27 protein-coding genes and 1 tRNA gene are annotated in these 24,498 nt (G+C 64.8%); 17 read left to right on the forward strand and 11 right to left on the reverse strand.

Annotated features, from left to right (window positions below):
* Nucleotides 1–365: 365 nt before the first annotated feature.
* From EPL01_RS14085 to EPL01_RS14115, 7 genes are all read right to left on the reverse strand, one after another.
* A complete protein-coding gene (locus EPL01_RS14085; protein ID WP_135825913.1) occupies nucleotides 366–854 on the reverse strand; it encodes a phosphopantetheine adenylyltransferase in 489 nt (162 codons plus the stop codon).
* Between the two features lie 61 nt (nucleotides 855–915).
* Nucleotides 916–1,491: a helix-turn-helix domain-containing protein gene (locus tag EPL01_RS14090; protein ID WP_394346250.1), complete on the reverse strand. Its 576-nt coding sequence runs from the start codon at nucleotides 1,489–1,491 to the stop codon at nucleotides 916–918.
* A gap of 266 nt (nucleotides 1,492–1,757) precedes the next feature.
* On the reverse strand, nucleotides 1,758–2,840 hold the full coding sequence (locus tag EPL01_RS14095; protein ID WP_135825915.1) for a glutamate--cysteine ligase: 1,083 nt from the start codon (nucleotides 2,838–2,840) through the stop codon (nucleotides 1,758–1,760).
* Nucleotides 2,841–2,910: 70 nt separating this feature from the next.
* Nucleotides 2,911–3,555, reverse strand: a complete 645-nt coding sequence (locus EPL01_RS14100; protein ID WP_135825916.1) for a fibrillarin-like rRNA/tRNA 2'-O-methyltransferase — start codon at nucleotides 3,553–3,555, stop codon at nucleotides 2,911–2,913.
* A complete protein-coding gene (locus EPL01_RS14105; protein ID WP_135825917.1) occupies nucleotides 3,552–4,436 on the reverse strand; it encodes an NOP5/NOP56 family protein in 885 nt (294 codons plus the stop codon). Before EPL01_RS14105 ends, EPL01_RS14100 begins: the two co-directional genes overlap by 4 nt.
* 252 nt (nucleotides 4,437–4,688) lie before the next feature.
* A complete protein-coding gene (locus EPL01_RS14110; RefSeq protein WP_135825918.1) occupies nucleotides 4,689–6,065 on the reverse strand; it encodes an ABC transporter substrate-binding protein in 1,377 nt (458 codons plus the stop codon).
* A gap of 168 nt (nucleotides 6,066–6,233) precedes the next feature.
* Nucleotides 6,234–7,586, reverse strand: a complete 1,353-nt coding sequence (locus EPL01_RS14115; RefSeq protein WP_135825919.1) for an ABC transporter substrate-binding protein — start codon at nucleotides 7,584–7,586, stop codon at nucleotides 6,234–6,236.
* 146 nt (nucleotides 7,587–7,732) lie between these two features.
* Here EPL01_RS14115 and EPL01_RS14120 point away from each other — a divergent pair, with 146 nt between their 5' ends.
* The 4 genes from EPL01_RS14120 (at nucleotide 7,733) to EPL01_RS14135 (ending at nucleotide 10,005) form a co-directional block, all read left to right on the forward strand.
* Entirely contained in the window at nucleotides 7,733–8,932 is a 1,200-nt protein-coding gene (locus EPL01_RS14120; RefSeq protein ID WP_135825920.1) for a phosphoglycerate kinase, read from the forward strand.
* Between the two features lie 32 nt (nucleotides 8,933–8,964).
* A complete protein-coding gene (locus tag EPL01_RS14125) occupies nucleotides 8,965–9,459 on the forward strand; it encodes a GNAT family N-acetyltransferase (protein ID WP_135825921.1) in 495 nt (164 codons plus the stop codon).
* Nucleotides 9,460–9,478: 19 nt separating this feature from the next.
* Nucleotides 9,479–9,552 (forward strand) — tRNA-Thr (locus EPL01_RS14130).
* Between the two features lie 255 nt (nucleotides 9,553–9,807).
* A complete protein-coding gene (locus EPL01_RS14135) occupies nucleotides 9,808–10,005 on the forward strand; it encodes a hypothetical protein (RefSeq protein ID WP_135825922.1) in 198 nt (65 codons plus the stop codon).
* Nucleotides 10,006–10,122: 117 nt separating this feature from the next.
* On the opposite strand, the gene EPL01_RS14140 is transcribed toward EPL01_RS14135, so the two are convergent.
* The 3 genes from EPL01_RS14140 to EPL01_RS14150 form a co-directional block, all read right to left on the reverse strand.
* The gene (locus tag EPL01_RS14140) at nucleotides 10,123–10,335 is read right to left on the reverse strand and encodes a hypothetical protein (RefSeq protein ID WP_135825923.1); all 213 of its coding nucleotides are present in this window, start codon (nucleotides 10,333–10,335) and stop codon (nucleotides 10,123–10,125) included.
* Between the two features lie 95 nt (nucleotides 10,336–10,430).
* Complete coding sequence (locus EPL01_RS14145; RefSeq protein ID WP_135825924.1) at nucleotides 10,431–11,285, reverse strand: ubiquinol-cytochrome c reductase iron-sulfur subunit; 855 nt, start codon at nucleotides 11,283–11,285, stop codon at nucleotides 10,431–10,433.
* Nucleotides 11,286–11,610: 325 nt separating this feature from the next.
* Complete coding sequence (locus tag EPL01_RS14150; RefSeq protein ID WP_135825925.1) at nucleotides 11,611–11,832, reverse strand: TrmB family transcriptional regulator; 222 nt, start codon at nucleotides 11,830–11,832, stop codon at nucleotides 11,611–11,613.
* 268 nt (nucleotides 11,833–12,100) lie between these two features.
* Here EPL01_RS14150 and EPL01_RS14155 point away from each other — a divergent pair, with 268 nt between their 5' ends.
* Complete coding sequence (locus EPL01_RS14155) at nucleotides 12,101–12,766, forward strand: DUF7500 family protein (RefSeq protein WP_135825926.1); 666 nt, start codon at nucleotides 12,101–12,103, stop codon at nucleotides 12,764–12,766.
* Between the two features lie 343 nt (nucleotides 12,767–13,109).
* On the opposite strand, the gene EPL01_RS14160 is transcribed toward EPL01_RS14155, so the two are convergent.
* Nucleotides 13,110–13,310, reverse strand: coding sequence for a hypothetical protein (locus tag EPL01_RS14160; RefSeq protein WP_135825927.1), 201 nt, complete (start codon nucleotides 13,308–13,310; stop codon nucleotides 13,110–13,112).
* 68 nt (nucleotides 13,311–13,378) lie between these two features.
* Between EPL01_RS14160 and EPL01_RS14165 the strand changes: the two genes are divergently transcribed.
* The 12 genes from EPL01_RS14165 (at nucleotide 13,379) to EPL01_RS14220 (ending at nucleotide 24,495) form a co-directional block, all read left to right on the forward strand.
* Nucleotides 13,379–13,912, forward strand: a complete 534-nt coding sequence (locus tag EPL01_RS14165) for a chemotaxis protein CheW (RefSeq protein WP_135825928.1) — start codon at nucleotides 13,379–13,381, stop codon at nucleotides 13,910–13,912.
* A 111-nt stretch (nucleotides 13,913–14,023) separates the two neighbouring features.
* Complete coding sequence (gene cheY / locus EPL01_RS14170; RefSeq protein ID WP_135825929.1) at nucleotides 14,024–14,386, forward strand: chemotaxis protein CheY; 363 nt, start codon at nucleotides 14,024–14,026, stop codon at nucleotides 14,384–14,386.
* Nucleotides 14,383–15,420 carry a protein-glutamate methylesterase/protein-glutamine glutaminase gene (locus EPL01_RS14175; protein ID WP_135825930.1) on the forward strand — a complete coding sequence of 346 codons (1,038 nt, stop codon included), beginning with the start codon at nucleotides 14,383–14,385 and terminating at the stop codon, nucleotides 15,418–15,420. The genes cheY and EPL01_RS14175 overlap by 4 nt, the downstream gene beginning before the upstream one ends.
* A 6-nt stretch (nucleotides 15,421–15,426) precedes the next feature.
* The gene (locus EPL01_RS14180) at nucleotides 15,427–17,727 is read left to right on the forward strand and encodes a chemotaxis protein CheA (protein WP_135825931.1); all 2,301 of its coding nucleotides are present in this window, start codon (nucleotides 15,427–15,429) and stop codon (nucleotides 17,725–17,727) included.
* Nucleotides 17,728–17,729: 2 nt separating this feature from the next.
* Nucleotides 17,730–18,344 carry a chemotaxis protein CheC gene (locus tag EPL01_RS14185; RefSeq protein ID WP_135825932.1) on the forward strand — a complete coding sequence of 205 codons (615 nt, stop codon included), beginning with the start codon at nucleotides 17,730–17,732 and terminating at the stop codon, nucleotides 18,342–18,344.
* A 379-nt stretch (nucleotides 18,345–18,723) separates the two neighbouring features.
* Nucleotides 18,724–19,896 (forward strand): chemotaxis protein CheC, encoded by a 1,173-nt coding sequence (locus tag EPL01_RS14190; RefSeq protein ID WP_135825933.1) that lies wholly within the window; start codon nucleotides 18,724–18,726, stop codon nucleotides 19,894–19,896.
* Nucleotides 19,893–20,444 carry a chemotaxis protein CheD gene (locus tag EPL01_RS14195; RefSeq protein WP_246045704.1) on the forward strand — a complete coding sequence of 184 codons (552 nt, stop codon included), beginning with the start codon at nucleotides 19,893–19,895 and terminating at the stop codon, nucleotides 20,442–20,444. Before EPL01_RS14190 ends, EPL01_RS14195 begins: the two co-directional genes overlap by 4 nt.
* Nucleotides 20,441–21,265, forward strand: a complete 825-nt coding sequence (locus tag EPL01_RS14200; protein ID WP_135825934.1) for a CheR family methyltransferase — start codon at nucleotides 20,441–20,443, stop codon at nucleotides 21,263–21,265. Before EPL01_RS14195 ends, EPL01_RS14200 begins: the two co-directional genes overlap by 4 nt.
* A 122-nt stretch (nucleotides 21,266–21,387) precedes the next feature.
* Complete coding sequence (locus EPL01_RS14205; RefSeq protein ID WP_246045705.1) at nucleotides 21,388–22,851, forward strand: FlaD/FlaE family flagellar protein; 1,464 nt, start codon at nucleotides 21,388–21,390, stop codon at nucleotides 22,849–22,851.
* Nucleotides 22,835–23,284, forward strand: coding sequence for an archaellum stator protein ArlF (locus EPL01_RS14210; protein WP_135825935.1), 450 nt, complete (start codon nucleotides 22,835–22,837; stop codon nucleotides 23,282–23,284). The genes EPL01_RS14205 and EPL01_RS14210 overlap by 17 nt, the downstream gene beginning before the upstream one ends.
* Nucleotides 23,285–23,731 carry an archaellum stator protein ArlG gene (locus EPL01_RS14215; RefSeq protein ID WP_135825936.1) on the forward strand — a complete coding sequence of 149 codons (447 nt, stop codon included), beginning with the start codon at nucleotides 23,285–23,287 and terminating at the stop codon, nucleotides 23,729–23,731.
* 2 nt (nucleotides 23,732–23,733) lie between these two features.
* Nucleotides 23,734–24,495 (forward strand): archaellum protein ArlH, encoded by a 762-nt coding sequence (locus EPL01_RS14220; RefSeq protein ID WP_135825937.1) that lies wholly within the window; start codon nucleotides 23,734–23,736, stop codon nucleotides 24,493–24,495.
* The last annotated feature ends 3 nt before the right edge of the window (nucleotides 24,496–24,498 follow it).

The following is a 24,498-nucleotide window of genomic DNA, read 5'->3' on the forward strand; positions in this document are numbered from 1 at the left end:
ACGTTTCTTGAAGCCCCCGCTCGGTCGCTTCGTCGTGTTGGAACCGTGACCGCGGACAGCAGAATTACGTGGGTGTTATCCTCTTGAAGCCCCCGCCCGGTCGCGGTCGTCTGAGCGACATATCCGCGCCTCACCGCAACGCACCGCGTCGGCGCGGATAGGGGTCACTCAGACGACCACGGGCCTCCGGCCCGCGACCGGGCGGCCCCTTCATCCCACCCGTCAGTTGTTTCACCGAGCGCATCCCGGCGGTTGCCCGGCCGAGCGCGTCCTCGTGGTTCGTCGCACCGAGCGCCCGCGAGGAGCCCGCGGCTCCTCGATTTCGGTCGAAAAACACCGTCAGTCCGGGGAAAGCAGAACAGAACTCAGCGTTCGGCGGTTCGGCCCTCTCGCTCGGGCGTCAGGTTGCCGTGTTGGTCGATTTCGCCCTTGACGATGCGCGTGCTGGAGATAATGTCGCCGTCCTCGGCCTCGACGTGGGGGACCACCTCGATTTGGAGCGGGTCGAGTCCGCGCTCGTCTCGAATCTCGTTGATTCGCTCGGCACCGTCTGTCGTCTCGGGCGAGACCACTAGCGCATCGAACTGCGGTTCGGTGGCGATACCGGTCGGTTCGGTCAACTCGCGGACCTCGAACTCGCGGTCGTACTCGTCGGCGAACTCGGCGAGTACGGCCTCCAAGTCGGCCTTGCGTTCGTCGAACGGGCGGACGTACCGGTCCTCGTGGCGCGTCTTCGGCGCGAGTTCGTCGCTGGTCAGTCCGACCGTCACGTCGCCGACCTCGAAGGCGCGCTCGAACAGCGCGCGGTGGCCGTCGTGGACCGGGTCGAAGGTCCCGCCCAGGGCAACCCTCATACCCCCGCGAAGGGTTCCCCGCGGCTTAGTGCCTTCGGAATAGCGCCCGATTCGCTGAATTTTACTCGTCGTCCGACTCGCCGGATTCGCCGGTTTCGTCGGAGTCCCCGGCCGATTCGTCCGGTTCGTCCGATTCGCTCTCCTCGACGCGGATGCTGACCGGTTCGGTGGTCTCGGTCGTCTCCTCGTCCTCCTCGGGTTCGAGGTGGGTGTCCAAATTAAATACCGTGTTGAGTTCGTCTTGGACCTGCCCGACGATACCGCTGACCAGTTCGCTCGGCGCGATGGCGGTGTACTCGTAAGGGTTGTTTCCCGCCCCTTCGCTCTCTCGCTTGCGGCGCTGGACCTTCTCCTCGTCGTGGAGTTCGGCCAGCGACTCCCGGACAGTCGAGGGGTACAGGCCGGTCCCCTCGGCGATTTCCTCGCTGGTGCTGTGGGGGTGCTGGCGCAGGTAGACGTAGATTCGCGCCCGAGTCTCGGTGTCCAGCACCCACGACAGCAGGTCCACGATGCCCTGGTCGAACTGGTCTACCGCTCGGTCGGCCTCCTCTTCGAGGCGCTCGCGGCCCTTCGAGATGCGGTCGCGCTCCGGGTCTTCGACCTCCTGCTCGACCGACAGGGCCTCCTCGCCGGACACCTCGATTTTGACCTCCTCGGTCACGTCGCCGTCGTCGACCTCCAGTTCCTCTTCGACCGTCACGTCCTCGTCTACGTTCTCGATTTCTGACTCCTCGACGGTGTCGTCCTCGACGTTCACGTCGATCTCCTCGTCGTCGTCTGGATTTTCCCCGGACATGTCCTCTCTACGAGGACAAAAGCCGTGCGCGAGTAAAAACCTTGCTTACGGGCCGAGGAGGCCTACATTTCGGTTTCGGCCGATTCCGGAGTTGTTGCCCCGCTTCACTATCGGCGTTCGAGGACCAGCGACTCGAAGAGGGCATGCACGCCCTCCTCGTCTCGAATCCGGCGCTGGCGAGTCGCGCCGCTGTCGGCCTCGTAGACGTTCCGAATCCCCGAAATTCCTAGTCGCTCGCACTCCCGGTCCACGACTTCGCCGAGGTCGATTTGCCCCTCGCGGTCCCGCCGGATGAACGAGGCGTCGTGGCCGTACCGAATCGCGCGCCACTTGTTCTCGTCGAGCAGTTCCCGGCGGTGGCGATAGCCCTCCTCGCCGTCCTCGTAGCGTTCGGCCAGTTCCTCGACCAGCGCGTGGGTGTACTCCACGAACGCCATCACGCGGTCGGGGTCCGCCTGCCCGTCGGGGGTCCGGACCTCGACCGTGCCGTGGCCGGTGTGGGGTCGCACGTCGTACCAGAGTTCGCCCCGGTCGGCGATGGCGTCGGTGCGAATCATGGTCTCCTCGAAGGACGCGAAATCGTCGTAGGAGTCGAAGCAGGTCGGCATCCCGGTGTTGGGAAGCGCCTCGAAGATTTTGGCGCGGGCCGATTCCAAGCCGGTATCGAAGCCGTTCCAGTAGGGCGAGTTGGCCGACAGCGCGAGCATCACGGGGATGTGCCACCGAATCTCGTTGGCGATCCAGACCGCCTTGTCGGCGTCGTCCACGCCGACGTGGACGTGGAGGCCCGCGGTCGTGTTCCGGTGCTGGGGGTACTGAATCCGGTCGAGTTGTGCGCGGTAGCGCTCCTTCTCGGCGTGTTCCAGTTCGCGCCACTTCGCGCCGGGATGCAGGCCCGCCGCCGCGATTCGGAACCCCGCCGCTTCGGCGTGGTCGATCAAGGCGTTCCGGACCGAGAGCAGGTTCTCGCGGGCGTCGCCCAGACGCTCGGTTTTCGGTGTCTGGGTCTCGATGACGCACTTGAACAGTTCGTGGTCGAGTCGCTCGTCGAGTATCTCGGGCGGGTCGCGCTCGTAGACGAGTTCGTCGGTTCCCGCGGTCGGGACCCCGCGGTCGTCGACCACGTAGAACTCCTCCTCGATGCCCAGCGTGCCCATCTCCTCGAAGCTTGCAGCCGAACCCGAGTCCATTTCCCGGAATTTCGAAATCCGGCGTATAAATAGTTCCGAACCCGGCAGGGAGAGTCAGCAGAGCGATGGATTACTTCGGCCGGGCGACCACGCCGAGGTGGTCGTCGTGATACGGTTCGAGGCGAGTCGTCTCCAGCACCTCGTAGGACTCGCGGAGGTCCGCCAAGGCCTCCTCGAACACGTTTTCGGGGTCTTGGGTCACGTCTTCGCTCCGGGCCTTGATGGCCGCGAGGAGCCTCCCATCTTCCCGGAGGAACCGGCTGTTCTCGACCGCGACGCGGGCCTGACCGCGGGTCGCCACGTCCTGCACGATGGCGTCGACCTCGGCCTCCACGACGTGCGCGTAGGTGTCGGGCTTTCGCGCGTCCTTCAGCAGGGGAAAGAGGTTCCGGCGGTCCTCGGCGACCCCGACCAAATCGCGGACCGGTCGGGGCGCGAACTCCACGGCGTAGGTCGGCCCGGCGAAGTCCGCGACGTGGCTCACGGTGGTCCCGCTGGCCGCGCCGAGGTAGAGGACCGTCTCGCCGCCCGCGAGGCCGGTGTCCACCCCGGACTCGACCATCGCCGCGAGTTTGGAGCGTCCGGCGTCCCAGCACCGCCAGCCCTCGTCGGTGGGTTCGCCGTAGACCGGTTCGCCGCGGGTCGCCAATCGGTCCTCGCCGTCGAAAGAGCGGCGCTCGACGCCCACGGGGAGGTCCTCGGACAGGTCGGTCATGCGCCACCTCCGGATTCTGCCTCGCTGGCGTCGTGTCGCCCGCGAATCTGGTCCATCCGGCGCTGTAGCTCCTCGTCCAACTCGGGCTTTCGCTCGCCGGAGTAGTGGTCCACGCGCGCCGCGATGGTGAGTTTCCCGGCGAGGGTGCGGGCGGCCGACCCGCGCTCGTCGGGGTGGGTCCCCCGGACGAACTCGTGGGTGAAGATGACCCCGTGCTTGGGCGAGGGGGCGCGTCCCCGGAGGTGGGCGAACAGCGAGTCCTCCGCGCCGAGGACCTGCACGGTACCGGAGGGCATCTTGGCGAGCGAGTCGAGGCCGCCCGCCAGCGAGATGAGACGCGCCGCCAGCACGGGTCCGGCCATCGCGGCGAGGTTGGGCGCGACTTCGGGGGTCTCGCGCTCGATGAACTCCCGGAGCGCGTCGGACTCGTCGGCGAGGTCGGCCACGCGCTCGGCCAGCGAAATCAGTCGCTCGTCGGTCGGCGACTCGGGGTCGCGGGCCGCCAACTCGCGGGCGTAGTCCACGCCGGTTCCGGCGTCGGGGTACCGGCTTCCGGCCCACTCGGCGACGCGCTCGGCGAGTTCGTTGGCCTCAGAGGAGGCGTCGTCCATCGCCCGGACCGCGTGGACCAACTGCTGGTCGGTGGCGCGCTCTCGCTCGGCGGCGGCCTCTCTGGCGGCGGTGAGTGTCGCCTCCCGCAACGTGGCGTAGTAGTCGTCCTCGTCGTCGGCGAACCCGGCCGCGACCGCCCGCTCGGGCCAGTCGTCGGGCGCGTCGGCCCGGCCCTCTCGGATTCGGGCCGCGCCCGCCTCGGCGTCGCCGGGGGCGACTCCCTCGAACCACCCGGCGCTCTCCTCTGGGCGGATTGGGTCTTCGGTCATGCCCGAGGGTTGCGCGTCTTCGCGTTTAAACCTGCGTTCTTCGGGGCGCGGCGCGACGGCCGGATTCGGGACCCCCGGCGCGACGACCGGACTCGAGACCCGCAGCGCGACGTGGTGAGTCGGAACCCGTGACGAGGCTGCCAGATAACTTCTTATTTCCTAAAGCAATAAAGACAATCTCTAAAGAATCATTTCGCGGTCTCTATCGGCGGGAATCCCGCCCGCGAAAAAACGGATTGTGAGCCGTCGCGCCTATCCGGAGGTCGTCGTCGTAGTCGTGCCGCCGCCACCGCCGCCGTTGCCGAGTCGGCCGCGGAAGAAGCTCCGCGGAATCGTCTCCAGCGCCTCGGTCGAACCGTCGTCCTGCACTTGCAGGATGGCGAACTGGTTGAGCGGTTCCAGCGCCTCGTTGAGGTTGACGGGACTCGACGCGCCCTGATAGTTGATGTCCTCGCCGTTCTCCAGCAGGTCCTTGGCCTTCTGGAACTCGCCGACCGTGACGATGTTGGCCTGCTGGCCGCCGCCTCCGCCACCGCCGTCCGCGGCGGTCGTTGCGGTCTCTTGGCTCGCGCCCTCCTCGGGCCGCGAGACCGACCGGATGTTTTCGGCGATGGTCTGCCCGGTGGCTTCGCCCCCGGCCTGTATGGCCAGCGCCTGCAGGAAGAGGCCGTCGTAGGCGTGGGGCGCGAACAGCGTCCCCGACTGCTCGCCCATCTTCTCCTCGAAGGCGGTCGCACCCTTCGTCTGCTCGGGGTTCGGCGAGGCCAGATACATCCCCGAGGTGATGTTGCTCAGACTGCTCAGGAACTCCGAGGAGTTCAGGCCCTCGCTGAGGACCCACTCGCCGCCGTAGCCCCCGTTGTTCCACTGGTTCAGGATGGTCCGACCGTTGCCGGGGTAGCCGACGAAACCGATGGCGTCGGGGTCGTTCTCGAACAGCGTGTCGAGCGTCGAGGTGTAGTCGCTAGCCCGCTGACTGTAACCGACCATGCCGACCGTCTCGCCCTGGAACTGCTCGCGCGCCCGCTCGGCCAATCCCTGCCCGTAGGGGTTGTCCACGAAGAGGAAGGCCGCGCTGTCCGCACCGATATACTGGTCGTCGCTCAGGATGCGGCCCATCACGATACCCTGCTGGGCGTCGTTGGGCGCGGTCCGGCCGAAGTACTTGAGGCTCCCGTCCTCGTTGTAGCCGATTTCCGAGAGCGCGGGCGACGTGCTGGCGTTGCTCATCTGCATCACCTGGTCGGCGGCGACGTTCTGCGCGAGCGGGACCGACACTCCGCTGGAGGCCGCGCCGACGAAGCCGATGATGTTCTGCTCGTTGACCAGCGTGTTGTACTGCTGGATGGCCCGCGAGGGCTGGGTCTGGCTGTCGGTGTTGCTCATGTTGATTTGCCGGCCCAGCGGTCCGCCCGCGTCGTTGACGTCCTGCACCGCGAGATTGACCGCCTTCTGCATCCCGCTCCCGTAGGCGCTGAGGTTCCCCGTAATCGGGAGAATCGACCCCATCTGGATTGGACCGCCCTGTCGCGCACCCGCCGACGCTGACAGTCCAGTCAACCCGGCCACCCCCGCGACCGTCGCGCCTTTCACGTAGTCTCGCCGCGTCGTTCGATATTTCTCTGACATCTCCGCCGTAGAACACGACGCGATACTAATAAACAATTGTGTATGTTTGTCGGCAAACACCTCGATAGTTCAAGCGCGTCCGGCGAGCGACGACAGAAAGAGCGCGTCGGCGGGCGATTCGAGCGTCCGGTCGGACGAAGCCGCCTCCGCCGAAAAGTGAGACAGAATCTACAGTTTGCCCTCGAAGTAGCTCCGCGGAATCGTCTCCAACTCCTTGCGCTTGGCCTGCTTGACCTGCATGATGGCGAACCGGTTGAGCGGTTCGAGCGACTCGTTCATGTCCACCGGACTCGACGCGCCCTGATAGTTGATGTCCTCGCCCTTGTCCAGCAGGTCCTTGGCCTTCTGGAACTCTCCGGCGTAGACTTTCGTGCCACCGCGAGAGACGGACCGAATGTTCTCGGCGATGGCCGCCCCGCTCGCCTCTCCGGCCTTGTGGATGGCCAGCGCCTGCAGGAAGAGGCCGTCGTAGGCGTGGGGCGCGAACAGCGTCCCCGACTGGCCGCCCATCTCCTTGTCGAACGTGTCGGCACTCTTGGTCGATTCCGGACTCGGCGAGGCCAGATACATCCCGTCGGTGATGGACTTGTTGTCCTCGAAGAATCCTTTGTCGTTCAGGCCCTCGCTGAGGACCCACTCGCCGCCGTAGCCCCCGTTCGACCACTGCTTGAGGATGGTCTTCCCGTTACCGGGGTAGCCCACGAACCCGACCGCGTCGGGGTTGTTGCTGAACAGTTTGTCGAGCGTCGAGGTGTAGTCGCTGGACTTCTTGCTGTAGGGGACCATCCCGACCGTCTCGCCGTCGAAAGCCTCCTTCGCCCGCTTGGCCAACCCCTCGCCGTAGGGGTTGTCGACGTAGAGGAAGGCGGCTTTGTCCGCGCCGATGTACTCGTCGTCGTTCAGAATCTGGCCCATCACGATGCCCTGCTGGCCGTCGTTGGGCGCGGTCCGACCGAAGTACTTGACCGACTCGTCGTCGTTGTAGCCGATTTCCGAGAGCGCGGGCGTCGTGCTGGCGTTGCTCACCTGCATCACTTGGTCGGAGGCGATTTGCTGGGCCAGCGGGACCGACACCCCGCTGGAGGCCGCGCCGACGAACCCGACGATGCCCTCCTCGTTGACCAGCGACCGATACTTCTGGGTCGCCTTGGCCGGTTTGGTCTCGCTGTCTTTGTTCACCACCTTGATTTCGCGCCCGAGGGGGCCGCCCGCCTCGTTGATGTGCTCGGCCGCGAGGTTCACCGCTTTCTCCATCCCGCCACCGTAGGCGCTCAGACTCCCCGTAATCGGGAGAATCGACCCCATCGTAATCGGGGCACCGCCTTGGCTCTGGTCGTCAGACTGACTGTCGTCCTCTCCGGAGGTCGTCCCGTCTGACATCCCCTCGGTCGTCTCCTCGGTCGTCGTTCCCCCGCTATCCGAAATACTGCCGATACAGCCCGAGAGACCGGTCAGGCCGGTTGCACCGAGCGCTCCGGTCGCTTTCAGATACGCGCGACGCGACTTGTTCTTGCGTGTCATACTCTACCAGCATGTCTCACACTCGCTATAAAAAAGTTTGCAATGTGTGAACCTAACGCATGCCTGCTGAAAGTTTACTCGGGGACGAATTTTTATTTGTCAGCAACCCCGACACATATTTGACTCCCGCTGTTGGACACACGTACATGGCGATACAGACCCTGGACGACCTCGCCGTCCAAGGGACAACGCTGGGAGTGCGTATCGACATCAACAGTCCCCTCTCCGACGACGGGAGCCTCGCCGACGACGCTCGGCTGCAGGCCCACGTCGAGACCCTCTCGGAGCTGTTAGACCGGGGCGGTCGGGTGGCCCTCCTCGCCCATCAGGGCCGACCGGGCGGCGACGAGTTCAGGGACCTCCGACCCCACGCCGAGCGCTTAGACGAGATGCTCGACGCGCCGGTCGAGTACTCGGACGCGACGTTCTCGGCCGACGCCCGCCGCGCGGTAGAGAACCTGGGTGACGGGGAGGCCGTCGTCCTCGAAAACACGCGCTTCTACAGCGAGGAGTACATGGAGTTCTCCCCCGAGCGCGCCGGACAGACCGAACTCGTGGACAAACTCGCGCCCGCCCTCGACGCCTACGTCAACGACGCCTTCGCAGCGGCCCACCGCTCACAGCCCTCCATCGTCGGCTTCCCCTCCCGCGTCCCGGGCTACGCCGGTCGCGTGATGGAGGCCGAAATCGAGGTGCTGGGCGACATCGAGAGTACGCCCGAACCCCGGACCTACGTCATCGGCGGCGCGAAGGTCCCCGACTCGATGGCCGTGGTCGAGAGCGTCCTCGAACGCGGACTGGCCGACCGAGTACTCACGACCGGCGTCGTCGCCAACGTCTTCTTGCTGGCCGACGAGACCGACCTCGGCGACGCCAGCGCCGACTTCGTCTACGAGCAGGGCTACTGGGACGAAATCGACCGCGCGGCCGACCTGCTGGCGGAATACGGCGACCGCATCACGCTCCCGACCGACCTCGCGGTCGAGCGAGACGGCGAGCGCCACGAACTCGCGGTCGAGGACCTCCCGCCCGAGGAGGGCGAGGCCGCGATGGACATCGGCGCGGCGACGGTGCAGGCCTACGCCGAAGTCGTCCGCGACTCGGGCACCGTCATCCTCAACGGTCCGGCGGGCGTCTTCGAGGACGAGACGTTCGCCGACGGGACGCGCGACCTCTTCGAGACCGCGACCGAGGCCGAGTACAGCATCGTCGGCGGCGGCGATACCGCGGCCGCGATTCGGAAGTTCGACATCGAGGGCTTCGACCACGTCAGCACCGGCGGCGGCGCGGCGCTCAACATGCTGACCGGCGAGGAGTTGCCCGCGGTCGAGGCGCTCCGGGACTGAGTTTATCCGGCCCGAGCGAGTGGATTCGGACGATGGTCGCCATCGAACGCGGAAACATCGGAGACGTCGACGCGGTGACCGACATGTGGGTCGACCTCGCCGAGGGCCAGCGCGAGTTCGGCTCGCACCTCTTCGCCGACGGCAATCGCGCGACGGTCCGCGAGGCCATCGCCCGGAACGCGGTCGGCGACGGACTGCTGGTCGCTCGTGAGAAACGCGAGGACGACCGGACCGAAATCGTCGGCTTCGTCACCTTCGGCGTCGAGTCGGACGGCTACGACCAAGACGTGACCCGCGGCGTCGTCCGGAACATCTACGTCGAACCCGACCGCCGCGGTGACGGCATCGGGTCGGCCCTCCTCGACGCGGCGGAGACTCGACTCGCCGAGCGGGGCGCAGACGCCGTCTCGCTCGACGTGATGGCCGACAACGAGGACGCCCGGCGGTTCTACCGACGCCACGGCTACGCTCCGCACCGCGTCGAGCTGGAAAAATCGGTCGAAAGCGATACGCTCACAAAGGAGTAGCCAGAAGGTGGCGGTACGCGCCAGGGGAGCTTGGGCGGTTCAAGCACCCGACTTGTAATCGGGAGTTCGTGGGTTCAAATCCCACCCCTGGCTTGGTGGTCGCGCCACTCCGGCGCGACCGATTCGCTTCTGTAGGATTTGAACCCTGCCAGTCGCAGGCTCGCGCAGGGAGTGAAACGACCGAGCAAGAACGTCTGGCTCCGGTTCAAATCCACCCCTTGCTTCCTGTCGCGGTCATTTGTGACTCTTGCTTGTTCGACTTCGACCGAAGCCGAGTCGAACTGACCACTTAAAGCGAAACGGTTGCAACGCCGATGCGGATTTAAATATCTCTGCTATGAGAATCCGATGGGCGGTCACGAACCGCCTGAGAGCCTGACCCGCGTGCCAGAGGCGCGTCGAACGCTTGCCCCGCTCGACGACTCCGGGCGACCGGACCTGCGACGCAACCGCGGTTCGACGCCGGGCGCACTCTCCTCGCTCGGCAACGCCGCGATTTTGGACTCGTCCGGTTCGAGTACTTCTCGCAGGGGGATAGACTTGTGAAAGGAAGCGATACAATCGGCATAAGATTGTACTTATTTCTAATGGGCGGCGGCCTTACGAACCAAACACTATATTATAATAGCTTCGCACGCGAAAGCGAACAGCGGTAAGTAGCGACTACTGGAACTTCCCGACGTTCGAGAAGTCGTCGTCCTCGCAGTTCGAACACTCTTCGGGCTTGGAGATGAAGACGGACCCACACCCCGCGCACTCGTAGAGGTCGGGGCCGTCGTCACGGCCGTCGGCGTCGCCCCCTTCGTCGGGGCCGGACCCCGAGGAGCCGAACAGGCGCTTGAGTCGGTCGACGGCGGCGGAGAGCATTTGCTTCAACGTTGGTGGATGCTAACTGGGGCTATAAAACGTTTGTTGCCACACGGGGAAATCGACGCGCGAACCCCGCGAAAGAAGCGGTGCGGGTGTCGCGTTTACTCCTCGCTGGGTCGCGGAAGCGCGACGAACGACACCTGCACGAGGCTGAACGGGTCGTACACCGACTGGTGGCACTGGCAGTAGATGTCGTCGGCCGCGCCGAACTTGCGGGCGTCTCGAAGCGACTTGAATCCGGGCACGCAACAGAAGTGCGTACACTTGTTCAGGTTTGCGACGAAGCCCTCCTGCGTGCTGGCCGACAGCCATTGGTCGCCTTGGTCGGCCGCCTGCTTGATGCGCTCGCTCCGGATGATTTGGACCGGGAGGGTCCCGCTCGCTGGTACGTCCTGCGAGCGCCACGTCGCAAGTGCGGGCTTGCCGAGGCCGCTCTTGCCGATGCCGTTGCCCCACGACTGGTAGTCCTCGAAGTCGTCGACGTGGACCTTCGCGCCCGCTTCGACCTCCTCGGACTGCCACTCGTAGGGCGGCGACGAGGCGTACCGCAGGAAATTGTCTTGGTCTGCGTCGGGTTCGACGCCGGGATACGTCTGGACGCCGCAGTACTGGAACCACTCGCTGGAGTAGGTGATACCACCTAACTGCGTCTCGGCGATAGTGATTTCTTGGCCTTGTTCGGTCACGGTCTCGGGTTCCGGCCAGAGTCCCTTGAGGAACCCCTCCGAGTCGATTTCGATGGGAACCTGCGGCATCGCCCGCGGCGCGGGTCCGGCGATGTTCTCGACGCCGTAGTACTGCGTAATCCCACCGCCTGCGCCGGTCGGCTGGGTCGCGGAGTTGATACTCGCGGCGGTCGCGGTACCCAGTCCCGCCAGCGAGGCGCTCCCGACGACGCCCTTCACGAAGCGACGACGACCCGACTCTGCCGGATACTTGTCGTCGTCTTCAGGCACGGCGTTCCCCCCTGCGTTTACGGATGCTATTTGTTACCATTCTACCCCCAACAGAGCCATAGAGGGCTTGCGCGACAAAAGCGTTGTCGGGGCCAGCGTCGTCGTGGTCGGTTGCGTTGCCGGGGCAGTCGAGTCGGCGGACCGCCGCCGTCGCGGCCGGTTCTCGGGTTGGCTGACAGTAGCCGTCGTCTTTTTACGCTTGCCGTGAGTCTCATCGGGTATGACTCTCTCAGATGAGGAACGCGAACGCATCGAGCAGTTCGTAGCGACGCCTCGATACGAGCGCACGCCGGAGCAACTGTGTCCAGAAGAGGACGAGGAGTAGTTACGCGACCGCGAACTGGCCGCCCTGTTTCTGCACCAATCCGCGCTCCCGAAGGGTACTCAGGATGCTGTACAGCGTGATTTTCTTGACTTCGAGGTCCGACTGCAAGTCGTCTATCGAGGCACCACCGCGCTGGAGGTAGAGGTAGACCAGCTTGGCCCGCGGCGAGTCGAGTTCGGTCGGCAGTTCTCTCGCAGTTGTCGTCGGTCGTTGAACACTCATTTCGGTAGTGGAAGCCAGAAGTTCGACGATAATAAATCCCTGTTTCAACGATTGTCGAAAACTCGGGGTTCGTTCAGTCAACTGGCGCTCGCTGGCAAAAATTGTCGGCAATCTCTCGGTGCCAGAACGATGTCGTTGTCAATCGACCGGAATCACCGACAGTGTGAGCGAGCGCGAGGAGCGAAATCTACGGCCCGGCCGACCGACGCGGGGTTCGACCGCCACCTAGGCGGTGGGTTTATGTGAAATCGAACGGTACCGTCTCCCAATGTGTCCGATGCCGGACGACGGGCGGGACCCAGACGACCGGGCGGCGCTGACGCCCGACGACACGGCGAGCGCCGACGAAGGCGGGGCGCTGTCGCCGGAGGAGCTCGACATCGAGGACGAGGAGAACGTCGTCTCGCTGGACAGCGGCCGCTACGTCATCGGCACCGACGACCGCCCCGACGTGTCCGCGCCCGACCGCCGAGACGCGGGCGGGCAGTCCCGCGACGCCGACGCGCGGCCCGCCGAGGCCCCCGCAGACGCCCAGACGCCCGAACTCCAGTCGGACGACGCGGGCAACGTCAGCTCGGGCGCGGTCAAAGAGTGGCTGGAAGACGACCTCGACAGCACCAGCGCCCGCTACGGGTTCCACGTCACGGCCAAGTCCGACGACGCCATCAGCCACCAGCAGATGTTCTCCGACGACGTGGGGACGGTCTTCGACAGCCTCCTGCGGTGGTACGCCCAGCAGTTGACGACCGAGACCGCGGTCGAGGACGTGCTGGGCATCCTCCTGACAGAGTCGAACGTCCGGGTGCGCTACTCGCCGTCGTGCCTGCAAGCGATTCTGGAGTCCTACGACTTGGGACCGGACGACTCCATCGCCGACCTGCTGGAGAAGGTGCAGGACGACCGCGGGATGGTGTTCCCGCCCGAGAACGTTTAGAGAAAGGTTTTTGTTTGTTAGAGGTGTGTAATCATTTTCTTTAGTAGTGTATAGTTATATCTTGGTGGTTTAGAACCGCGTTGTACCGAATCGGCATCGGCGACAATCGTAGCAGTGAACACTTCTTGAGGCCCCCGCGCGGTGGCGGTCTCGTGAGCAGAGCGAACGAGACCTCGGAAGACGCGGGTTGTCTTCCGGCGGTCGCTGGCCGACATATCCGCGCTCTCAACACCGCCCGCGCGGATAGGGGTCGGCCAGACGACCACGGGCCTGCGGCCCGCCACCGCGCGGCCCCTTCCTCCTCCCGTGGTAGTTTGTTCAGCCGGGCTTCTGCTGCGGTTGGTCAGTCGAGCGCATCCCCGGTGGAAAGCCCGGCCGAGCGCCTGTCTCTTGTCAGCCGGGCGAGCGTCCGCGCGGGAGGAGCGTCGAACGACGCCGCGGCGGCGCTCGACCGGTCGGCGTCGTCCCGGGTCTCGGGGACGCTCGGCGGGAAATCCGTGCCGAAACGGTCGAACTTGCGGGGACCGGCGGCCGACTCGTCCAATTATCATCTCCGAGAGACGAGGGCGGGTTTTATATTCTGGGGTTCGATGTTTTCAACGAGAGACCAGTATGGAGGTAGAGCAGACCGACGCCGACCCCGGTGACGGAACCGATTCGGCCGACTCGCCCGAGGTCCGCGACGTGGAGACCCGACAGGTCGTGGAGTTCCGCCTCGGCGAGGACTACTGCGCGGTCGAAATCGACGAGGTGGACAGCATCGTGGAAATTAAGAAGGTCACGCGAATCCCCCGGACGCCCGACTCCATCGACGGCGTGATGGACCTGCGCGGGGAGACCACCGCCATCATCAACCCCCGGACGTTCCTCGGTATCGAGGGCGAACCGCCCGAGCGCGACGAGCAGAACGTCCTCGTCCTCGACCGGGCCGACGACAAGCAGAAAATCGGGATTCGGGTGGACGAGGTGCTGGAGGTCACGACTTACCCCGAGGACAAAATCGACGACGAGGAGGACCTCTCGGACCTCGACACGCGCGGGATTCAGGAGAGCGTCTCGCGGGGCATCATCCGAAAGCCCAACGGCGAGGGCCTCGACCTCGTGGTCTGGATCGACATCGACGCGATTATCGACCAACTGAAATGACTGCGCTCACTCAGTCGAGTCTCGGCCGGTTCGCAACGAGTACCGCTCGTGATAAGTATAGGGGAGAATTTATTTCACCCCGTTTCAAATCAACCGCTTGGTGACTATCGCATGGCTAAGAACGTGCTAATCGTAGACGACTCGGAGTTTATGCGGAATCTACTTCGTGAGATTCTCGAAGAGGAGTTCGAAATCGCGGGCGAGGCCGAGAACGGCGTCGAAGCGGTCGAACTCTACGAGGAACACGACCCCAATCTCGTGATGATGGACATCGTGATGCCGATTCGTGACGGCATCGAGGCCACCTCCGAAATCAAGGAGGCCGACTCGGACGCCAACATCATCATGTGTACGAGTATCGGGCAGGAAGAGAAGATGAAGGCGGCCATCAAGGCCGGTGCGGACGGCTACATCACGAAGCCATTCCAGAAACCGAGCGTGATGGACGCTATCGAGGACGTTATCTCAGCATGACGCGGGCAGTCGTCGTCGATGACTCTCACTTCATGCGGACGGTCATCTCCGACATCCTCGAAGACGGCGGCATCGAAGTCGTCGCGCAGGCCAACGACGGCGAGGAGGGTGTCGAGGCGGTCCGGACCCACGACCCCGACGTCGTGACGATGGACGTCGAGATGCCTCGCATGGACGGCATCGAGGCCGTCGAGGAGATAATGGCGACGAACCCGACTCCCGTGTTGATGCTGTCGGCCCACACCGAAGACGGCGCGGAAGCGACGTTCGAGGCCTTGGAGAAGGGCGCGGTCGATTTCCTCGCCAAGCCGGGCGGCGAGGTCTCGACCGAAATCTCGGCCCACGGCGACGCCTTGGTCGAGAAGGTCAAGTCGGCGACCCGAGCCGACCCCTCGTCGGTCGACGACGTGGACACCACGACCGACGCCATCGAGGCCGACCACGGCTACGTCGAGAATCCGACGTTGGTCATCGGGGCCTCGACCGGCGGGCCTCGGGTGGTCGAGCGCGTCCTGTCGAGTCTGCCCGCCGAGGCGAACTTCCGCGTGCTGGTCGTCCAGCACATGCCCGACGGGTTCACCGGGCGGTTCGCCGAGCGACTCGACGGTCGGAGCGAGTACGACGTGCGCGAGGCCACCGACGGGATGCGAATCACGGGCGGCGACGCCGTCGTGGCGAAAGGCGACTACCACATGGAGGTCGCGGGCTACGGCAACGGACGCATTCGCCTGCGCCTCCAGCAGGAGGAGGCCCTCCACGGCGTGCGCCCGGCAATCGACGTGACCATGGAGACGGCCGCCGAGAAGATAGACGGTCCCCTCACGGGCGTCGTCCTCACCGGCATGGGTTCGGACGGTGCCGAGGGCATCGAAGCCATCAAGGGCGCTGGCGGGGCGACGCTCGCTCAGGACGAAGAGAGTTGTTCCGTCTTCGGTATTCCGGCCAGAGCCATCGAGACCGGGTGCGTGGACGAAGTGCATTCGGCCGACGAGATGGGCAAGGCGATTCTCGACACGATTCGAGACAACGGGTGAAAAGACATGGAAGATTACATACAGGACTTCATACGCGAGAGCGAAGAGAACGTCACGGAGTTGAACAACTCGCTACTCGAACTCGAAGACGACCCCGGCGACGAGGCCGCGATGGACTCGATTTTCCGGACCGCCCACACGCTGAAGGGTAACTTCGGCGCGATGGGTTTTCAGGACGAGAGCGACCTCGCGCACGCCATCGAGGACCTGCTGGACGAGATTCGGCAGGGTCGCATGGAGGTCACGCCCGAAATCATGGACCTCGTGTTCGCTGGCGTGGACGAAATCGACCGGGCGCTGAGCCAAATCGAGGAGGACGGCGAGTCCGACATCGACCCCGAGGACATCATCACCGAAATCCGGGGCGTCATCGAGAACGGCGGCGCGGGCGGCGAGGGCAACGCCGACGAGAGCGACGCCGCGGACGCGACCGCCGAGGACGCCGACGCGAACGCTGATTCCGGCGCAGACCTCGACGCGGTGCCGGTAGACGACTTCTCGGACCCCGCCGCGCTGGCGAACGCCGACGGCGAGGTGTTCCACGTCGCGGTGGACATGGGCGACCCTCAGATGAAGGGCGTGGACGCGATGTTCGCGCTCGAAGGACTGGAGGAGAATCTGGACCTCCTCGGCACAGTCCCGGAGGTCGACGCCATCAACGACGGCGAGTACGAGGACGGCTTCGACGCCTTCGTCGCGGCCAGCGGGGCCGACGAAGTCGAGTCGGTCGTCGCCGCGGTCGGCAAAATCGACGGCGGCGTCGTCACCGCGCTCGACGCGGACGCCATCGAGGCGACCGGCGCAGGCGCGAGTGGCACGACAGACGAGGCAGACGAAACGGCCGCGGCGTCCGAATCGGACGCCGCGGAGGCCGTAGACGGCGCAGACGGCGCGGACGCCGAGGAAACGGCGGACGCGACCGAGGACTCCTCGGCGGAGGCCGACGCGGGCGGCGACTCGACCGCGGAGAGCGACGACTTCACCGACGCCGACGTGGTGGACGCCGACGACCAGTCGGACGACGGTGCGACCGACTCCGGTAGCGCCAGCAGTTCCGGCAGTTCGAGTAGCTCCAGCAGTTCGAGTAGCTCCGGCAGTTCCAGTAGCTCCAGCAGTTCCAGCGACTCCGACGGGTCGGGTGACTCCGGCGGCGCGACCACCGACGGCGTCGAGGAGATTCAGTCGGTGCGCGTGGACGTCGACCAGCTAGACGACCTGCACGGACAGGTCGAGCAGTTGGTCACGAGCCGAATCAAGCTCCGGCGGTCGGTCGAGCAGGCCCAACTCGACAGCGCCGAGGACCACCTCGACGAGCTGGACAAGATTACCTCCAGTCTTCAGGACACCGTGATGGACATGCGGCTGGTGCCCTTGAAGAAGGTGGTCAACAAGTTCCCGCGGTTAGTTCGTGACCTCGCGCGCGAGCAGGAGAAGAAGATAGACTTCGAGATGGAGGGCACCGACATCGAGTTGGACCGCACCATCTTGGACGAAATCAGCGACCCGCTGATGCATCTGCTCCGGAACGCGGTGGACCACGGCATCGAACCGCCCGAGGAGCGCGAAGCGGCGGGCAAGCCCCGCGAGGGGTCGATTCGGCTTCGCGGCTTCCGAGAGCGCGACCGCGTGACCATCGAGGTCGAGGACGACGGCGGGGGCATCGACCCCGACGCCATCCGGACGAAGGCGGTCGAGAAGGGCGTCATGACCCGCGAGGAGGCCGAGAAACTCAGCACCGAGGAGGCCCAGAAGCTCATCTTCCACGCCGGGTTCTCGACAAACGACCAAGTGACCGACGTGAGCGGTCGGGGCGTCGGGATGGACGTGGTCCAGGACACCGTCTCGCGTCTCGACGGGGAAATCGGCATCGACAGCACGCCCGGCGAGGGCACGACGATCAGCCTCTCGCTGCCGGTCACGGTCGCCATCGTCAAGGTGCTGTTCGTCCAGTCCGGCGACGAGGAGTACGGCATCCCCATCAAGAACGTGGACGAGATTCGCCGGATGGAGGACGTCCAGACCGTCGAGGGCGAGGAAGTCGTCACCCACGACGACACGGTCTACCCCCTCGTGCGCCTCGGCGACGCGCTGAACGTCCCCGGCGAGACTCGGAACGGCGACGGCATGCTGGTCCGGGTCAAGGAGTCCGAGCGCAAGGTGGCGATTCACTGCGACGCGGTCAGCCGCCAGGAAGAGGTCGTCGTCAAGCCGTTCGAGGGCATTCTGTCGGGCATCCCCGGTCTCTCGGGTGCCGCGGTCCTCGGCGAGGGCGACGTGGTGACGATTCTCGACGTGGAGACCCTGTAACTATGAGCCGAGGTGACGATAGAAACTTGCACGTTGACATTCGAAAGCTGAACCTGTTCAACCAAATGGCCAAGGAGGGAGCCAACACGGTCGCCAGCCATCTCAACCAGATGACTGGGATGGAGACCGAGATGGAGATTACCAAAATCAACTTCCTCGAAATCGACGACATCAAGACCCACGTCGGCCACGAGAAGCAGGTCGGCACGCACATCGAACTCGTCGAACCGCCCCACGGCTACATCCTGTTCCTGTTCAGCGCGAGCAGCGCGAAGAAACTCGCCCAAGGGATGCTCCCCGGTAGCGCAGACCCCTCCTCGAAGGGATTCAGCGACATGGAACGGTCCGCCGTCCAGGAGATCGGCAACATCATGACGAGTGGCTTCATCGACGGCTGGGCCAACGTCCTGAACACGACCATCGACATCTCGACGCCGAAGTTCACCTACGGCGCGGGGTCGAAGATGGTGGACAACCTCGTCGGCAGTCGGCGCGACGACATGGCGCTCGTGTTCGACTCTCGCGTCCACGCGCGCGAGGCCGACGTGGAGGTCAAAGTCTACACCTTCCCCGAACTGGAGGAACTCGTCTCGCTGATGAAGCAGATAGAGATGTGACACCCTCACCCACCGTAAACGGCGGGGCTTCCTGCACAGCAGGAACGTCCTACAGCGGAGGTTTCGGAACCAGACTCCTCGGACCTCAAGCGGGTGGTTCTCACCCTCGAATCCGAGGCGTTCCGCGGCCCTGTCACGGGGGCACCCATCTCCGGCCGAGTCATCGACACACGGTTTCTCGGTGTGGCTCTCTCCGCCGAAGTCACCCGGCGAGGAACCGGGCGAAGATGGCTTCATGTCGTGTCGCGCGACACAGTACAACCGTGCCATCTATCGATATGTCAACAATGAACTTCAGCCTACCGATTCACACGATAGCACAGATCGTCAAGCGCATTCCTCCCTGCCGTAAACGGCTGGGTTTCCTGCTTACAGCAGCATGAACGTGGACATCGAATCGCTGGGAACCTTCAGTCGAACCGCACAGGAGGGTGCCGAGCGGGCCGCCGAGAACCTCACCGGGATGACCGGTATCGATGCGTCGGTGGACGTGACCGAGGTGACGCTGGCGTCGGCCGACGACCTCGCTCGCGCCGACGAGCGCGTCGGCATCGCCATCGACTTCGAGGGCGGCATCGACGGCACGAGCCTGCTGACCTTCTCCTACGAGAGCGAGGAGACCCTCCTGGACACCCTGCTTCCCGGCGAGGGGTTGGACGAGAGCGCGGTCGCCGAAGTCGGCAACGTCGTCACCAGCGGGTTCATCGGCGGGTGGGCCGACCACCTCGAGACGACCATCGACATCACGCCGCCCGAGTACGTCGAGGGGACCGGCGAGGAGCTCCTCGATTCGGTCGGGTTCGAGCGCGAGCGAGCCTTCGTCTTCCGGAGCGAGGTCAGCGCGGTCGGCGAGGAGTTGGACGTGGAGTTTCACATGTTCCCCGACGACGACTCGATGCGCGAGATGCTGACCGGCGGCGAGGAACAAATCCCTATCGAGAAGCTGACGACCCTCCGCGAGATGGCCGGGGCCGGTGCCAGGACCGCCTCCGAGAGCGTCTCGGCGATGACGGGCATCGACACCGGGGTCGACATCACGCAGTTGAGTTTCGTCCCGGTCGAGACCGTGCCCGGCGAGTTGGCCGACCGGAAACACGTCGGGGTCGTCCTCGAATTCGAGGGCGTCCTCGGGGGCTACATCCTCATCCTGTTCGACGAGGCGTCGGCCCGCGAGGTCGTCACCGCGCTCGTGCCCGGCACCGACGAGGTCGAATCGTTCGAGGGCCGAGAGCGCTCGGCGATGAAGGAAATCGGCAACGTGATGACCAGCAGTTTCATCGACGGCTGGGCGAACGTCTTGGACACGACCATCGACATCTCGCCGCCCCAGTTCGTCCACGACATGGGCCGGGCGGTCGCGGAGTCGGTCGTCGCGCGCCTCGGCCAGCGACAGGCGTTCGCCTTCCTGTTCGACGCGACCCTCCGGGCGGACGACCGGGAGTTCGACTGCGAGATCTACGCCATCCCGGACAAGAGCGGCCTGCAAGCCGCGCTCGAAGACTTGGACCCCGACGCGACTGCCGAACGAACAACGAAAGCAGGGTCGCTATGAGCATGACGACTGAACACCAACCCCCGACCGAAGATACCTCTCCGGCCGAAGATGCCGATTCGAACGAAGACACCCCCGGCAGGGTGCGGGTCGGGGTCGCGGAGCTCGCGGTCGCAACCGGCGATACGCGACTCACGACCAGCGGTCTCGGCTCCTGCGTCGGGGTTGCGGTCGCGGACCCGCCCGCCGGAATCGCCGGACTGGCCCACGTCATGCTCCCCGAACCGACCTCCGGGACCGAGGCCAAGCCCGCCAGGTCGATGGCCCGCGGCGTCGAGCGACTGGTCGACGCGGTCGAAGACGCTGGCGGACACCCCGACCGCTTGGAGGCCAAAATCGCTGGCGGAAGCCGGATGCTGGACTTCTCGGGCGTCAGCGAGGGCGTCGGCGAGCGCAACGTCGAGTCGGCCCGCGAGGCGCTTTCCGACCACGGCGTGGCGATAGTCGCCGAGGACGTCGGCGGCGGCCACGGGCGGTCGCTGGAGGTCGTCCCCGAGACCTGGACCCTGACCGTGACGAGCGCCCACGAGGGGGTCGAGGACCTGTGACGCCCGACGACGAGGCGTTCGACCGACTCCTCGACTACGTCGAGACGGACCTCGGGTTCGCCACGAGTTACTACGACGACTCGTACCTCGACCGGCGGGTCTCCTCGCGGATGCGCCGGACCGACGCCGAGGGGTACGCCGAGTACCACGAACTGCTCCGAGAGGACGAGCGCGAGCAGGAGGCGCTGCTGGACGCCTTCTCGGTCAACGTCACCAGTTTCTTCCGAAATCCCGAGGTCTGGGAGGAGGTCCGCGAGGTTCTGCGGACGCTCTCGGCCGAGCGCGACCGACTGCGGCTCTGGAGCGCGGCGTGTTCTGACGGTCGGGAACCCTACTCGCTGTCGATGCTCGCGCTGGACGACCCCGAGGTCGACGACGCCAGCATCGAGATTACCGCGACCGACATCGACGAGGAGATTCTGGCGGCCGCCCGGCAGGGCGTCTACGAGAACACGCGCACGACCGACATCGGCGAGCAGCTCGCGCCCCTCGAAGAGTACGAACGCTACGTCGAGCGCGAGGGCGACCAGTTCGCGGTCGCCGACGCCGTCAAGGAGTTGGTCTCCTTCGAGCGCCACGACCTCATCAACGGCGACCCCAAGTCGAACTTCGACCTCGTGGTGTGTCGCAACCTGTTCATCTACATCGACGCCGAACACAAGCTTCCGATTCTGGAGACCGTCTCGAAGTCCCTCGCGGAGGGCGGCTATCTCGTCATCGGCAAGACCGAGACGCTCCCCGACACGCTCAAACCGGCCTTCGACCCGGTCGCCCGCAGGCTCCGTATATACCGGAAATCTGATAGTATATCAATCCAGTAGTTCGAGGCATGAAAGCGGTTTCAGAAGCTCTCTGTGGGTATTTGACGGTCGTCTGACGGGCAGTATCAGAGTTGATAACTCAGGGGGAAGATTAATGTGCTGGAAGTTCGCTGTTGTCGATAATGAAACTTATCGGTCTCAGCGACCAGTTCGTTTACCTCCTCGGGACGGGCATGGTCGGCATGGGAATCATGGATTTCATGGACGAAGAGGAGGGTGAGAGCGCCGACGCCGAAGGCAACGGTGGCGGTGGCGATGACGACCTCTTCGGCGACGGTATGGGCGGCGACGGTATGGGCGGCGACGGTATGGGCGGCGACATGGGCGGCGAGATGGACGACGATTTCGGCGGGATGGACGACGGAATGGGGATGGACGACGGGATGGACGACTGGGCCGACGGCGGCGACGACGAGTTCGCCATGGGCGGCGAAGGGGGTTCGGGACCGACCCAAGAGCTAGAGAACCGAATCGACGAACTCGAAAACGAAGTCGCCGAAATCTCCTCGACGGTCGGCACGGTCCGGAGCGAGAACGAGCAGATCAGCTCCAAAGTGGACGAGACCGAGGAGAACGTCCGCAAACTGCTGGAAATCTACGAGATGGTCACCCGCGGCGTCAACCCGTTCGTGGACGACGTCCAGCAGGGCGGCATGGGTGGTGGCGGCGGAGCCTTCGGCGGGGGCGAGGCCGGCGGCGACGGTGGCTTCGGCCTGTTCGACGAGGACGACGAGGAAGAAGAGGAAGAAGACCTCAACGAGGACATCGCCGACGCCGAGGCCGAGAGCTTCTTCGACGACGACTTCGACGAGGAAGAAGAGGAGTTCGAAGACGAAGACGACGAGATGGGCGAGATGGACGACGAGTTCGCGGACGACGACTTCGAGGACGACGACTTCGAGGACGAGGCGGCCGACGGACTCGGCTTCGACTCGCCCGACGAAGGGATGGGCGACGACCTCGAGATGGACGCCGACGACGACGCGGACGACGACGGCGGGCAGGCCGGTGGCTCGACGTTCGCGGAACTCAAAGAGGAGTACGAGTCCGGCGAGGCCGACTGGGCCGAAGAAGAGGAGGGCGCACCCGAGGACGCCCAACCCGAACCAGACCCGGAGCCGGAACCGACGCTCGAGACCGAACCCGAGGAACCGGCAGACGGCGACTTCGAGTTCGAGGAGCCGGCCGATACCCAGCCCGCGAAGTCCGCCGCGTCGAACGGTCGGGGCGGCAATCCGTACCTCGCGGAGCTACCGGACGGCTACGTCTCGGACCTCGTGGTGATGGAGTGGCTGGAGTTCCTCGTCGAGGAGTTCGGTCCCGAGGACGCGGTGCGCTCCATCGAGTACTACGGCGACATCGGATGGATCAGCGAGTCGGTCGAGGAGGAGCTTCTGGCGTTCGTGAGCGGATTCGCAGACGTGGATTCGGTCGATACCGAGGAGACCGGACCTGCGTCACTCGAAATCGACGACCACATCCAGAGCCTCACCTTCCTGAGCCAGCTGACCGGCGACGCTGTGCAGCGGAAAATCGTCCAACACTGTGCGCAGATTCGAGGTGGGCGTGATGGGATTCAGCGTTAGCGGCGCGACTGCAATCCTGTTCCTCGGGATGTTCATCAGCTTCGGCGTCGCGTACACCGCGGCGAGCAACGGGTTCGAGCAGGTTCACGGAGCCTACGAACAGAACGTCGACGAGGAGCTGACCCGCCAGAACACGGCAATCTCGTTCAACCACACGAAGGTCGCAAACGAGGGCAACCAGTTGTACCTGAACCTGACTGTCAACAACACGGGGTCGGAACCCCTGTCGGTTGATGACACCGACATTCTTATAGATGGAAATTACATCAGTCCCACGAGCAGTAAAATGGTGACGTCGGAAGTGGACGGAAACAGCACTACTAACCTTTGGCTCCCCGGCGAGACGTTCCGCGTCGAAGTCGAGGTCGAGACCGAACCCGGGCGGGTGAAGGTCGTGACCGGACCGGGCGTCTCCGCGACGGAGGTGGTGTGAGTGGCGAGCGTCTCCAGTTCGCATCTCATCCTGTTCATCGCCAGCCTCATCGTCGCCGCCAGCGTCGCCGGGACGTTCACGCAGGGCGTCCAGCGGCTCTCCTCGGCGTTGGGCGAACGGAGCGTGGACGTGAGCGGAGACATCAGAACCGACATCCGAATCATCAGCGACTCAGGAAGTGGCGCTATCTACGACGATGGCGACGGGATGATTACGGTCCTGGTGAAGAACACGGGGTCACGGACGCTCGATGCGTCGAGTGACCACATTGAAGTATTGGTAGACGGGAGATATCAGACAGGCGTGACCGTCTCAGTCGTAGACGGCTCGGCGTGGGCAGACGGTAATGTCGCAAAGATAGAAATACCGCAATCGCTCAACGGCGGCGACCACCGCGTGAAAATCATCGTGAACGGCGACAGCGACGTGCTGCGGTTCAGAACCTAACCATGAGTCAGGATAATCTCTACTCGCTCGGCCTGGAAGACCACGACAGACTGAATCACGAACTCGGGGGCGGCATCCCCCGGGGGTCCATCGTCCTCATCGAGGGCGACTACGGGGCCGGGAAGTCCGCCATGAGCCAGCGGTTCAGTTACGGCCTCTGCGAGACGGGCCACTCGGTCACCCTCCTCTCGACCGAACTGACCGTCAGCGGGTTCATCGACCAGATGCACTCGCTGTCCTACAGCATCGAGGAGCATCTGCTGGACGAACGACTGCTGTTCCTCCACGCAGACGTGGACACCGGCGGCGGCCGGTTGACCACGGCCGAAGACGACGAGGGCAACCGGAAGGAACTGCTCAACCGGTTGATGAACGCCGAGGCGATGTGGCAGGCCGACGTCATCGTCATCGACACGTTCGACGCCATCCTCCGCAACGACCCCAAGTTCGAGGCGCTGATTCGCCAGAACGAGGAGCGACAGGCCGCCCTCGAAATCATCTCGTTCTTCCGCGATTTGGTCTCGCAGGGACAGGTCATCGTCCTCACGGTCGACCCCTCGACCGTGGACGAGGAAGCAATCGGGCCGTTCCGGGCCATCGCCGACGTGTTCATGGAGTTGCAGATGGTCGAGGTCGGCAACGACGTGCGCCGGAACATCTCGGTCAAGCGATTCGCCGGCATGGGCGAACAGGTCGGCGACACCATCGGGTTCTCGGTGCGGGCCGACGCCGGAATCGTCATCGAAAGCCGTAGCGTCGCCTAACTG

Origin of the sequence: Halorussus ruber (assembly GCF_004765785.1) — an archaeon.
Classification (GTDB): domain Archaea; phylum Halobacteriota; class Halobacteria; order Halobacteriales; family Haladaptataceae; genus Halorussus; species Halorussus ruber.